Source organism: Streptomyces sp. NPDC050546 (assembly GCF_044457425.1).
Taxonomy (GTDB): Bacteria; Actinomycetota; Actinomycetes; order Streptomycetales; family Streptomycetaceae; genus Streptomyces.
This window is the reverse complement of the sequence record NZ_JBITGX010000006.1, coordinates 289,984-302,406: the sequence shown is the minus strand read 5'-3', so window position 1 is coordinate 302,406 and position 12,423 is coordinate 289,984. Positions and strand designations below refer to the sequence as shown.

Below are 12,423 nucleotides of genomic sequence, written 5' to 3'. Positions count from 1 at the left end.
CTCCGGACCCCAACAGGTTCTCCCCGTACGGAAGTACCTCCACCCGGCTCCGGTCGTTGGGCTTCACGGGCGCGTCGCCCCGCTCCCCGGAGGACGCCCATGAGCACGCCGCCCCTCGCCTCAGGTCCCGAAGGCCCCCGCGCCCTGCGCCCGTTGCTCGACACCGTGCTCGAAGCGCTGGACACCGGCGCCCGGGCACGCGGCGGGCCACTGCCCGCGGGCGGGCCGGACGCGGTCGCGGCGCGGGTACGGGAGGCGGTGGGGGAGCTCCTCCCCGACCAGGGCGACCCGCACGCCCTGCGCGCCCTGATCCACGCGTTCGCCGAGGGCGCCGCCGACCCGGCACACCCCCTGTGCGCCGCCCACCTGCACTGCCCACCCCTGGCCGTGGCCACCGCCGCCGACCTCGCCGCCTCCGCCCTCAACCCCTCCCTCGACTCCTGGGACCAGGCCCCGGCGGCATCGGAACTGGAGACACTGGTCGCGAGGACACTGGCCGGGGAGATCTACGGCGACGGCCGGCAGCAAGCGTCCCGAAGCCCCGACTCCCTCGTCACCACCGGCGGTACCGAGTCCAACCAGGTCGCCCTGCTCCTCGCGCGGGAGACGTACGGCAGGTCCGTGCGGCTGGTGTGCGGGGCCAACGCCCATCACTCGCTCGCGCGGGCCGCCTGGCTGCTCGGCCTGCCCGAACCCGTCGTCGTACCCGCCCCGGCCGGGACGCTCGACCCCGCCGCGCTCCACCAGACCCTCACCCGCCTGCCCGGCCCGCTGCTCGTCGCCGCCACCGCCGGCACCACCGACGCCGGTCTCATCGACCCGCTGCCCGAGATCGCCGCCCGCTGCGCGGCCCACGGCGCCCGGCTGCACATCGACGCCGCCTACGGCGGAGGCCTCCTGTTCAGCACCCGGCACCGCCCCGCGCTCACGGGGCTCGACACCGCCGACACCGTCACCCTCGACCTGCACAAACTCGGCTGGCAGCCCATCGCCGCAGGCCTCCTAGCCGTCAAAGAGCCCCGCGACCTCACCGCCCTGCGGCAGCGCGCCGACTACCTCAACGCCCCCGACGACACCGAAGCCGGCCTGCCGGACCTGCTCGGCAGGTCCCTGCGCACCACCCGCCGCCCCGACGTCCTCAAACTCGCCGTCACCCTCAAGACCCTCGGCCGCCGCGGCCTCGGCACACTGGTCGACCAGATCTGCGCCCGCGCCCGGGAGTTCGCCGCCCTCGTCCACGACCACCCCGGCTTCGAACTCCACGCCCCGCCCGCCATCAGCACAGTGCTGTTCCGGCCCGCGGGCGCCACCGACGCCGGCGTGGCCGCCGTACGCCGCGCGCTCCTCACCGACGGCCGTGCCGTCCTCGGCCGGACCCGCCTCGACGGCCGGCTCTGGCTCAAGGCCACCCTCCTCAACCCCGCCACCGGGCCCGACGACCTGGCCGCCCTGCTGCACCTCGTGGCAGCACGCCGAGCCACCCTCGTGGAAGGACACACCCCCCGATGAACCCCGCGCCCACCCCCGACCCCGCCCCGACGCCCCACCCGCACCACCAGCCCGACGCCCCCCGCGACCTGGTCGGCATCGGCATCGGCCCCGCCAACCTCTCCCTCGCCGCCCTCGCCCACCCGCTCGGCGAACTCGACACCGTCTTCTACGACCAGCGCCCCGCCTTCGACTGGCACTCCGGCCTGCTCATCGAGGGCGCGACCATCCAGGTCCCGTTCCTCGCCGACCTGGTGAGCCTCGCCGACCCCACCAGCCCCTGGACCTTCCTCAACTACCTCAGGTCCCGCGAGCGGCTCTTCCCCTTCTACTTCGCCGAACGCTTCCACATCCAGCGCGCCGAATACGACGCCTACTGCCGCTGGGTCGGCGAGAGCCTCCCCGACCTCCACTTCGGCCACCAGGTCGACGCCGTCCGCTGGAACCCCGAACGCGACGTCTTCGAGGTCGACTTCACCCAGCTAGACGCCGACGGGGAAGCCGAGGCCCTCGGCCGCACCTACGCCCGCAACGTCGTCCTCGGCATCGGCACCGAACCGTACGTCCCCGAACCCCTCAAGCCCCTCGCCCAGGCACCCGGCGTCCCCGTCGTGCACGCCGCCGACTACCTCGACCACCGCGCCACCCTGCTCGCCGCCGAGCACATCACGGTCGTCGGCATCGGACAGTCCGGCGCCGAGATCTTCCTCGACCTGCTGCGGAACAGGCCCGCGGGCCAAGAGAAACTCCACTGGCTCGGCCGCACCGAGGCCTTCGCACCCATGGAGTACTCCAAGCTCGGCCTGGAGCACTTCACCCCCGACCACACCCGCTACTTCCACGCCCTGCCCGAATCCGCCCGCGACCGGCTCCTCACCGGCCAATGGCAACTGCACAAGGGCATCGACACCGCCACCGTCGCCGCCATCCACGACGAGCTCTACCGCCGCACCCTGCACGGCGGCTGGCCCGACGCCGTCCTCACCCCCGGCGTCCACGTCCGCACCGCGGGCCGCGTCGCCACGACCAAGGTGGAACTGCACCTGGAACACGGCAGACAGGACAGCCGCTCCCGGCTCACCACCGACGCCGTCGTCCTCGCCACCGGCTACCGCGAACGCCCCCTCGACCGCGTCCTCGCAGGCCTCGACCCCTACCTGCGCCGCGACAGCCGGGAACGCCCGCGCATCGACGAGGAGTACCGCCTCGTCCTCGACCCGTCCGTCACCGGCACGGCATACGTCCAGAACGCCGAGACCCACACCCACGGCGTCGGCGCCCCCGACCTCGGGCTCGCCGCCTGGCGCAGCGCGATCATCCTCAACTCCCTGACGGGCAGGGAGGCGTACTCCCTGCCGCGCCGCACCGCCTTCACCACCTTCGGCCTCACACAGCGGCAGCAGGTCCCGCCGCCCCGTGAAGCACCGGCACTGACCCCGCTGGTGGACCGAAGGTGATGAAGCTCAAGGCGCTCAGAAGACGGGCGTGCCGTTCCGCGTGAGCTTCCAGTCCACCGCCGCGAACTCGGCCGGGTCGACGGACCCCTTCGCCTTCACCCAGGCGATCATGGTGTTGCGGATCTCGTCCGAGTTCGACCACAGCAGCTTCGACGCGGCGACATGCGGGAAGTTCCCGCCGCCGTTGGCCCGGTAGTTGTTCACCGCGAACACGAACTGCGCGTCGTCCGCGAGCGGCTGCCCCTCGAACCGCACATTCGTCACCCGCGAACCCGCCGGCTTCGCGATGTCGATCTCATAGGCCAGACCGCTCACCACGTCATAGTTGTAGTCCGGCGTGCCGTTCGCGTTCGTCAGCTTCGCCGGATCCACCTGCGCGTCCGGCGCCGTCTGCACGAAGTAGTTCGCCGAGAACTCCAGATACGCCTTCATCTGCGCACCCGTCATCAGACGCGCCTCCAGCGTGTTCTCGAAGACATACAGCCCCGCCACATCCCGGATCGTCACCTCGCCCGCCGGGATCCGGGCACTGCGCGAGAAACACGCCGCCTGCGACAGCACCGGCAGCGAGGCATGCTCCGTGCCCGCCAGCGCCTGCCTCACCGTGTCCGCCTGGATGTGGTTGATCAGATCGATGATCGGCACGTCCTTGTACGGCGCCTCGGCCGACGTCATCTCCGCCGCGTTCGTGCCGATGACCTGGTTGACGTACGCCACGACCTTCTCGTGCTCGTCCGACAGCAGCCGCACGATCTTCCGGTTCTCCTCCACCGTGTTGGAGTTCAGGACCTTCGCACCCACCTTCGCGACCTTCCAGCAGCCCTTCGCCCACACCAGCTCGAAGTCGAACAGCGTCAGCCGCTGCCCCCACTTCAGCGGCTCCGACAGCACGACCCGCTTGCCGGTCTTCTTGTTGGTGACGAAGTACTCGGCGATCTCCGTGTGCGCGTGCCCCACCAGGATCGCGTCGATCCCCGGCACCTGCTCCGCCACCAGACCGGCCGCGTTCTCGATGTACGGCAACTGGTCACCGTAGGACGACGTCCCCGACGAACCGCTGTGCGCCGACACGATGACGACGTCCGCGCCCATCGACCGCAGCTTCGGCACCCACTTCGCCGCCTGCTCCTCCAGACCCGGGAACGTCATCTTGCCCTGCACGTTCGCCTTGTCCCAGATCGCGATCCCCGGGTTGGTCAGACCCAGCACCGCCACCTTCACATCCCGCCCGAACGGCGTACGCAGCCGGTGCATGCTGTACGGCGCGAACGCCGGCCGCAGCGTCTTCGCGTCCAGCGCGTTCGCGCCCAGCAGCGGGAAACGGCACTGCTCCTCGAACTTCCGCAGCACCGGAATGCCGTAGTTGAACTCGTGGTTGCCGAGCGCCGCCGCGTCGTAGGCCATGGCGTTCATGGCCTGCGCCATCGGGTGCACCGGGCCGCCCTTGGCGGTGATCGGGTCGACCTTGGCGTAGTAGTACGACAGCTGCGTGCCCTGGATCGTGTCGCCCGCGTCGATGAGCAGCGTGTTGCGGCGGCCCTTCTCCTCGCGGATCCGGTTCACCAGGGTGGAGACCTTCGCGAGACCGATGTCGTTGTGGTCCTTGTCGTCGAACTCCTTGTCCGTGAAGTAGTCCCAGTTGAAGACGTTGCCGTGCAGGTCCGTCGTCCCCATCACGGTGAACGCGTACCGCTTCTCGCGCCGCTTGCCGCCGCGCCCCTCGGCCGCCTGAGCACCCGGCGCCGTGACCGCACCGGCCAGCGCCACCCCCGCCCCGGTCACGGCGGACTTCCCCAGGAACTTCCGGCGGTTCAACGGCATGTCTGGCTCCCCTTGCGGAATCTGTGAACGACGCGCGTAGATAACGCGCGTAGATTCTGACCCGGTCATGACCGACCGCAACAGCCCCGGCAGGTTGCGATTAGATGACTCAGAACCCCCACTCCACGCCTCCGGCCAGCCACAACATGACAGAGTGGGGCGTATGACCGCGCCCACCGGAGACGCCTCCCAGCCCGCAGTCCCCTACGGAACACCCGACGCACCCCGCATCGCCGTCCGCGGCGAGGCCCGCCTCGAAGTCGACCCGGAGATCGCCCGCATCGGCATCACCGTCGCCGCCCGGGGCCGCGACCGCCGCTCCGCCCTCGACGACCTCACCCGCCGCAACACAGGCGTCCTCGACCTGGTCAAGTCCTACGGCGACGCCGTCGAACGCCTGGAGACCGGCGCCTTCTCCATCACGCCCGAACTCACCAAGCACGGACGCGGCGAGCGCATCCGCACCTACCACGGCCGCGTCCACGTCACCGCCGAACTCACCGACTTCACCGCCCTCGGCGAACTCACCACCCGCCTCGCCGACCTCGAACTCACCCGCGTCGACGGCCCCTGGTGGGCCCTGCGCCCCGACTCGCCCGCCCACCGCGAGGCCAGGAAGAAGGCCGTACGGGAAGCCGTCCAGCGCGCCCGCGAATACGCCGAGGCACTCGACACCACCCTCTCCGCCCTCGTCGAACTCGCCGACATCGGCGCCGAGAACGCCCCGCCGGCCTACCCCCAGGCCCCCGGCCGCATGCGCTCCGCCGCCTACGCCGGCGCCGAGGACACCGCGGCGGCACCCCTCGACCTCGAACCCCAACGCCAGCGCGTCCACGCCCAGATCAACGCCCGCTTCACGATGGTGCCGCCGCGGCTGTAGCCGGATATCCGGAGGCCATTTCGAAAACGCGACCGAAAGATTCCTGCCACCGAGATTCCTGTCGCGGATTCCTGGCGCTCATCGGAGCGCCCTGCCGCACAATTCAACACTTGGCCATAGCGCTTCATTCAAAGTCTGTTGAGTAGTCACCCACGACCAATTCTCTACCGGTCAGTAACTCATAGGCTCACCCTTATGCGCCGAGCAAAGATCGTCTGCACACTGGGGCCCGCCACCGACTCGTACGACCAGATCAAAGACCTGGTCGACGCCGGAATGGACGTCGCCCGATTCAACCTCAGCCACGGCGGCCACGCCGAGCACGAGGAGCGCTACCACCGGGTACGGAAGGTCGCCGACGAGACCGGCCGCAGCGTCGGCGTCCTCGCCGACCTTCAAGGCCCGAAAATCCGGCTCGGCCGCTTCACCGAAGGCCCCGTACTCCTTGAACGCGGCGACACCTTCACCATCACCGTCGAAGAAGGCATCGAAGGCGACGGTCGCATCTGCGGCACCACCTACGCCGGCCTTGCCACCGACGTCACCCCGGGCGAACGCATCCTCGTCGACGACGGCAAGGTCTGCCTCGAAGTCACCGAGATCGACGGCCCCCGCGTCCGCACCACGGTCATCGAGGGTGGCGTCATCTCCGACCACAAGGGCCTCAACCTCCCCGGCGTCGCCGTCTCCGTCCCCGCCCTCTCCAAGAAGGACGAGGACGACCTCCGCTGGGCCCTGCGCACCGGCGCCGACGTCATCGCCCTCTCCTTCGTCCGCAGCGGCCGCGACATCCAGGACGTCCACCGCATCATGGACGAGGAAGGCCGCCGCCTCCCCGTCATCGCCAAAGTCGAGAAACCCCAGGCCGTCGAGAACATCGAAGAAATCGTCGCCGCGTTCGACGGCATCATGGTCGCCCGCGGAGACCTCGGCGTCGAAATGCCACTGGAACAGGTCCCTATCGTCCAGAAGCGCGCGATCAAACTGGCCAAGCGCAACGCCAAACCCGTCATCGTCGCCACCCAGATGCTCGACTCGATGATCGAAAACGCCCGCCCCACGCGCGCGGAAGCCTCCGACGTCGCCAACGCCGTCATCGACGGCACCGACGCGGTGATGCTCTCCGGCGAAACGAGCGTCGGCAAACACCCCGTCGAAACGGTCAGCACCATGGCCCGCATCGTCGAAGCGGCGGAGGAGGACATCCTGGCGAAAGGCCTCCCGCCGCTCACCGAACACAACAAGCCCCGCACCCAGGGCGGAGCGGTGGCCCGGGCGGCAGCGGAGATGGGCGACTTCCTCGGCGCCCGCTTCCTGGTCGCCTTCACCCAGTCCGGCGACACGGCCCGCCGCCTCTCCCGCTACCGCTCCCCGATCCCCCTCCTCGCCTTCACCCCCGACCAGGCCACCCGCTCCCAGCTCAGCCTGACCTGGGGCGTCGAAACCTTCCTCGGCCCCTGCGTCGACTCCACCGACGCGATGGTCGACCAGGTCGACGAACTCCTCCTCCGCTACGGCCGCTGCCGCAAGGGCGACACGGTCGTCATCACAGCAGGCTCCCCTCCCGGCGTCTCCGGCTCCACGAACCTGGTCCGCGTCCACCACATCGCCGAGTAGCCGTCAGTACTTGGGCCCGACGTGGGCGTCCATGAGGGTTACGGAGGCCTTGCGGGCGACGGAGATGTTGCGTGCGTTGGTCTGCTTCCAGTCGACACCCACCTGGTCCAGTGTCGTGGTGAAGAGGCGGATGATGTCGGCCGAGAGGTTGGTGAAGAAGTACCGCGGATACTCGTAGCGCTTCCGCTCACCGCCGACGATCCGGGTCGTCCAGTTGATGATCCGGCAGCCGTCGGAGTGGATGAGCCCGCGGATGAACTCCCAGGGGTGGGCGTCGACGATGGCTTGTTGCCATGGCTCGAGCGCGATCCGGCGTTCGTGTTTCACGCCGGGGCCATGCTGCGGGAAGAGTCTTGGCCAGTGCCTGCTGTAGCTGACCACCGAGACGTATCCCTGAGCCTGCGTGCGGGAAGCGCACCCCGTCGGGTTGATGGCGCGCATCGCGATCTCGCAGGCGTCGATCAGGCCAGGCCATGAGTTCGCGCACGCGATCCTCAGGTAGTACCCGGTGCTGCGAGGGTGGCCGCTGATGCAGCCATCGCCGAGATAGAGGCCGAGCAGGTAGGCATACGCGCACTCATCTGCAGGGGGCCCGGCGTCTGGAAGCGTCATTCGGGGCAGCGGCTCAAGGCGGTCCTGCCAGGAACGGATCGCGGCCCGTGAGATGCCCGTTTCGTGGCTCACTGAGTTCAGGCTGCGGCCCTGGGCCACCAGTGCGAGTGCCCGCTTGCGCGTGCGGAGGTCGTACATGAAAGCCACTGTGAGAGTGCGGTCATGGCGACACACAGCAAAAAGCGGATGTTCACGAGAACGTGGACATCCGCTTGCAAATGGTGACCTTGGAAAAGAAGGAAAAGTGCCCCGGGTCGGACTCGAACCGACACTGTATGGGTTTTGAATCCATTGCCTGCTGCCAATTGGGCTACCGGGGCCCAGGGAATCGAAGGATTACCTCGACCCACTGCCTGACCACCATACCGCAGCTAGGTACGCTCTTGGGAGCAGTACCGGCCTGCCCCGTACCAAGGAGCCCACGTGAGCGCCCCCGAGTCGCCCCAGCCTGTTGACGTGCCCGATGACGACAAGTCGCACGTGCCTCCGCTGACGACCCGTGTCGTCATCGCCGAGGACGAGGCCCTGATCCGGCTCGATCTCAAGGAGATGCTGGAGGAGGAGGGGTACACCGTCGTCGGTGAGGCCGGGGACGGGGAGCAGGCCGTGGAGCTGGCCCGCGAGCACCGGCCGGACCTCGTGATTCTCGATGTGAAGATGCCGAAGATGGACGGTATCTCCGCGGCCGAGAAGATCGCCGAGGAGAGCATCGCGCCGGTGCTGATGCTGACCGCGTTCTCGCAGCGCGACCTCGTGGAGCGGGCCCGGGACGCCGGTGCGATGGCCTACCTGGTGAAGCCGTTCAGCAAGACCGACGTCGTACCGGCGATCGAGATGGCCGTCTCGCGGTTCACGGAGCTGAAGGAGCTGGAGAAGGAGGTCGCGGACCTCACGCTGCGGCTGGAGACGCGCAAGCTGGTGGACCGGGCGAAGTCGATCCTTCAGACGGAGTACGGGCTGACGGAGCCGAACGCGTTCCGGTGGATCCAGAAGACGTCGATGGACCGGCGCATGTCGATGCAGCAGGTCGCGGAGGCGGTCATCGAGGACGCCGAGGAGAAGAAGTCCGGCAAGGGCTGATCAACCCCGCGCAGCACACGAGGCCCGCACCCCATCCGGGGTGCGGGCCTCGTCGTGTGACCGGCTCGTCAGTCCTCGCCGAGGTACGCCTTGCGGACGGACTCGTCGTGGAGCAGGTCCTGCCCGGTGCCGGACAGGACGATGTTGCCGACCTCCATGACGTGGCCTTGGTCGGCCAGGGAGAGCGCCGCCTGGGCGTTCTGCTCGACGAGGAGGATCGTCGTGCCCTGGGACTTGAGCTCGGTGATCGTGGCCATGATCTTCTGCATCATGATCGGGGAGAGGCCCATGGAGGGCTCGTCGAGCATGAGCAGCTTGGGCTGGGACATCAGGGCGCGGCCCATGGCGAGCATCTGCTGTTCGCCGCCGGAGAGGGTTCCGGCGGCCTGCTTGCGGCGTTCCCCGAGGATGGGGAAGAGGTCGTAGGCGCGCTGGATGTCCTTTTCGATGCCTTCCTTGTCCTTGCGGAGGAACGCTCCGAGCTGGAGGTTCTCCGCGATGGTGAGGCGGGGGAAGATGTGCCGGCCTTCGGGGGAGTGGGCGAGGCCGAGGGCGACGATCTTGTGGGCGGGGACCCCGCTCAACGGCTTGCCGTCGAAGAGGACCTTTCCGGATGTCGGCTTCAGCAGTCCCGAGAGGGTGCGCAGTGTGGTGGTCTTGCCGGCGCCGTTGGTGCCGATGAGGGTGACGACCTGGCCGGCTTCGACGCTGAAGGAGATGCCTTTGACGGCTTCGATCTTGCCGTAGGAGACCCGGAGGTCTTCGACCTCGAGGAGTGCGGTCACTTGGCTTCTCCCTTGGTGCTGCTGGTGGTGCTGGGTGCTGCCTCCGCGGCGGCTTCTGCGGCTTCGACCTCGGCGACTTCGGCCTCCCCGGGGTCGCCTTCGAAGGGTTCGCCCAGGTAGGCGGCGATGACGCGTTCGTCGGCCTGGACGACTTCGGAGGTGCCCTCGACGAGCTTTTCGCCCTGGACGAGGACGGCGACGCGGTCGCTGAGGTTGAAGACGAAGCGCATGTCGTGCTCGATGAGGAGGACGGCGATGCCCTTGTCGCGGATGGCGAAGACCAGTTCCTCGGTTGCCCGGGTCTCCTGGGGGTTCATGCCGGCGGTCGGCTCGTCGAGCAGCAGCAGACCCGGCTCGCTTGCCATGGCCCGCGCGATCTCCAGCTTGCGCTGTTCGCCGTAGGGGAGGTTGCGCGCCAGGTGGTCGCGCTTGTGGGCGAGGCCGATGAACTCGAGGAGTTCCATGGCTCGTTCCTCGCTGGCGCGTTCGGCTTTCTTGAAGCCGGGGCCGCGCAGCAGGGCGGACCACAGGCCTTCCTTGGTCCGCGTGTGGCGGCCGACGAGGACGTTTTCCAGGACCGTCATGTTGGAGAACAGGCGGATGTTCTGGAAGGTGCGGGCGATGCCGGCCTGGGTGACCAGGTGGGGCTTCGGGGGGAGGACGGTGCCCTTGTAGGAGACCGTTCCCTCCGTCGGGACGTAGAGGCCGGTGAGGCAGTTGAAGAAGGTGGTCTTGCCGGCGCCGTTGGGGCCGATGAGTCCGACGATCTCGCCGGCGTTGACCGTGAAGTCGACGGAGCGGACGGCGGTGAGGCCGCCGAAGCGCATCGTGACGTCGCGTGCTTCGAGTACAGGTGTGGTCATGGTTCTTACGCCCCCGCCTTGGTGACGGCCGGTTCGTCGGTCAGCGTGGTCTGTTTGGGTACGTCGAGTTGGCCGGTCTCGTGGAATTCGAGCTGGCGCCGGCGGTTGGCGATGATGCCTTCGGGGCGGAAGCGCATCAGGAGGATGAGCGCGATACCGAAGGCGAGGAGCGACTTGTCCTGGAGGAACACCAGCTTCTCGGGCAGCAGGTAGAGCAGGGCCGCGCCGAGGAGGGGGCCGGCGACGGTGCCCATGCCGCCGAGGACGACCGCGGCCAGGAGGAACGCGGAGTTGGGCGGGGTGGAGCCGGCGAACTGGTACGGCGTGGGGACCACGCTGTAGGTGACGTGGGCGCTGACGGTGCCGGCGAGGCCGGCGAGGGCGGCGCCGAGGGCGAAGGCGATGAGCTTGACGCGGAAGCCGTTGATGCCCATGGCGGTGGCGGCGGTCTCGTCCTCGCGGATGGCGATCCAGGAGCGGCCGATGCGGGAGTCCGCCGCACGCGTGTAGACCAGGACCACGATGGCCATGATCAGCACCATGAGCAGGTAGTAGTTGGCGAACCGGCCGAGGGTGAATCCGCCGATGTCGTGGGCCTGGCCGAAGTTGAACCCGAAGAGGTTCAGGTCGGGGATGGCGGGGATGCCGTTGGGGCCGTTGGTGACGTCGGGTCCGGAGTCGCCGTCCATGTTGTTGACGGCGATACGGAAGATCTCACCGAAGCCCAGCGTCACGATCGCCAGGTAGTCGCCGCGCAGGCGGAGGGTCGGGGCGCCGATGAGGACGCCGAAGACCAGGGAGGCGGCGGCGCCGGCCAGGGCGGAGGCCCAGAACGGCAGGTGGACGCCGGAGATGGTGGAGAACTCGGAGCCGGAGACGAGGGCGGCGGTGTAGGCGCCGACGCCGAGGAAGGCGACGTATCCGAGGTCGAGGAGGCCTGCGAGGCCGACGACGATGTTCAGGCCGAGGGCCACGGTCCCGAAGATCAGGATGTTGACGCCGATGTTGGCGTAGTGGTCGTCGGTCTGGGTGAAGGGGAAGGCGATGGCCGCGGCGAAGCCCATGGCGAGGGTGAAGCTGCGGTTGGCCGCGATCAGCGACGAGAACCGGTCCATGAGGCCCGCGGTGTGCACGGCCCACGTGGCGAAGGTGACGACGAAGAGGTAGCCGATGAAGAGTTCGCCGTATTCGGTGTCGATGCCGTAGGTGAAGACGCCGAGGCCGATGATGGTGACGACCGTGATCACGGCTCGCTGGATCCAGGGCGCGGTGGCCTGGGCGGCGGGGATGCGGTCGGGCTTGGCGACGTAGGCCTTGAGGGCCTCCTTGGTGCCGTCGGTGCCGCTCTTCTCCTGGGGGAGGGCGAGGGCGCCGAGGACGGGCAGGAGGGAGGCTATGGCCGCGATCCAGCCGCCGGGTTCGAGGTTGACGACGCCGCCGAGCTTGGCGCTGATGGCGATGACGGTGAACCAGGTGACGGTGAAGCCGCCGAGTGCGGTGAGGACGAGCGGCGCGTTGTTACGGGCGGGCAGCAGCCAGCCGAGTCCGCGGATGCCGTAGGAGGCGAGGGCGAACAGGGCGGTGAGGACACCGGCGGTGAAGGTGAGCCACTGCAGGCCGCCGGGGTAGCCGTTGAAGGTGAGGTCGCCGGGGAACTCGTCGGTCCAGGTCCAGGCGAGGTACGCGGAGGCCGCGGTGGCGATGCCGCCGGCGAGGAGCAGGGCGCGGGCGGCCGTGGTGGGCAGCGGGATGAGGCCTCGGAGTGCGGGCGCCGGGGTGGGGGCGGCGTCCGGGGCGGGGGTCTTGGTCGTCTCGGTCAT

The 12,423-nt window shown here is 69.0% G+C and carries 10 protein-coding genes and 1 tRNA gene; 5 read left to right on the top strand and 6 right to left on the bottom strand.

Translation table 11 applies throughout. From position 1 onward, the window contains the following. Positions 1–99: 99 nt before the first annotated feature. Positions 100–1,509 (top strand): pyridoxal phosphate-dependent decarboxylase family protein, encoded by a 1,410-nt coding sequence (locus tag ACIBK5_RS17435; protein ID WP_399020507.1) that lies wholly within the window; start codon positions 100–102, stop codon positions 1,507–1,509. After that, positions 1,506–2,945, top strand: a complete 1,440-nt coding sequence (locus ACIBK5_RS17430; RefSeq protein WP_399020505.1) for a lysine N(6)-hydroxylase/L-ornithine N(5)-oxygenase family protein — start codon at positions 1,506–1,508, stop codon at positions 2,943–2,945. The genes ACIBK5_RS17435 and ACIBK5_RS17430 overlap by 4 nt, the downstream gene beginning before the upstream one ends. A 15-nt stretch (positions 2,946–2,960) precedes the next feature. On the opposite strand, the gene ACIBK5_RS17425 is transcribed toward ACIBK5_RS17430, so the two are convergent. Further along, positions 2,961–4,766, bottom strand: a complete 1,806-nt coding sequence (locus ACIBK5_RS17425) for a bifunctional metallophosphatase/5'-nucleotidase (protein ID WP_399020503.1) — start codon at positions 4,764–4,766, stop codon at positions 2,961–2,963. Positions 4,767–4,929: 163 nt separating this feature from the next. On the opposite strand from ACIBK5_RS17425, the gene ACIBK5_RS17420 reads away from it, so the two are divergent. Together ACIBK5_RS17420 and pyk are read left to right on the top strand one after the other, a co-directional pair. Next, positions 4,930–5,646: an SIMPL domain-containing protein gene (locus ACIBK5_RS17420; RefSeq protein WP_399020501.1), complete on the top strand. Its 717-nt coding sequence runs from the start codon at positions 4,930–4,932 to the stop codon at positions 5,644–5,646. Positions 5,647–5,841: 195 nt separating this feature from the next. Continuing rightward, on the top strand, positions 5,842–7,263 hold the full coding sequence (pyk, locus tag ACIBK5_RS17415; RefSeq protein ID WP_399020499.1) for a pyruvate kinase: 1,422 nt from the start codon (positions 5,842–5,844) through the stop codon (positions 7,261–7,263). 3 nt (positions 7,264–7,266) lie between these two features. On the opposite strand, the gene ACIBK5_RS17410 is transcribed toward pyk, so the two are convergent. Together ACIBK5_RS17410 and ACIBK5_RS17405 are read right to left on the bottom strand one after the other, a co-directional pair. After that, positions 7,267–8,013 carry a transcriptional regulator gene (locus ACIBK5_RS17410; RefSeq protein ID WP_399020497.1) on the bottom strand — a complete coding sequence of 249 codons (747 nt, stop codon included), beginning with the start codon at positions 8,011–8,013 and terminating at the stop codon, positions 7,267–7,269. Between the two features lie 107 nt (positions 8,014–8,120). Then, a tRNA-Leu gene (locus ACIBK5_RS17405) sits at positions 8,121–8,195 on the bottom strand. Between the two features lie 103 nt (positions 8,196–8,298). Between ACIBK5_RS17405 and ACIBK5_RS17400 the strand changes: the two genes are divergently transcribed. Next, positions 8,299–8,955, top strand: a complete 657-nt coding sequence (locus ACIBK5_RS17400; protein ID WP_399020495.1) for an ANTAR domain-containing response regulator — start codon at positions 8,299–8,301, stop codon at positions 8,953–8,955. 68 nt (positions 8,956–9,023) lie between these two features. Here the strand turns inward: ACIBK5_RS17400 and ACIBK5_RS17395 are convergent, their stop codons facing one another. Genes ACIBK5_RS17395 through ACIBK5_RS17385 form a run of 3 tightly spaced genes read right to left on the bottom strand, consistent with a single transcriptional unit; the run spans position 9,024 to position 12,423 of the window. Continuing rightward, positions 9,024–9,740 carry an ABC transporter ATP-binding protein gene (locus ACIBK5_RS17395; protein ID WP_399020493.1) on the bottom strand — a complete coding sequence of 239 codons (717 nt, stop codon included), beginning with the start codon at positions 9,738–9,740 and terminating at the stop codon, positions 9,024–9,026. Then, the gene (locus ACIBK5_RS17390) at positions 9,737–10,603 is read right to left on the bottom strand and encodes an ABC transporter ATP-binding protein (RefSeq protein ID WP_215122117.1); all 867 of its coding nucleotides are present in this window, start codon (positions 10,601–10,603) and stop codon (positions 9,737–9,739) included. The genes ACIBK5_RS17395 and ACIBK5_RS17390 overlap by 4 nt, the downstream gene beginning before the upstream one ends. Positions 10,604–10,608: 5 nt before the next feature. Further along, positions 10,609–12,423 carry a branched-chain amino acid ABC transporter permease gene (locus ACIBK5_RS17385; RefSeq protein ID WP_399020491.1) on the bottom strand — a complete coding sequence of 605 codons (1,815 nt, stop codon included), beginning with the start codon at positions 12,421–12,423 and terminating at the stop codon, positions 10,609–10,611.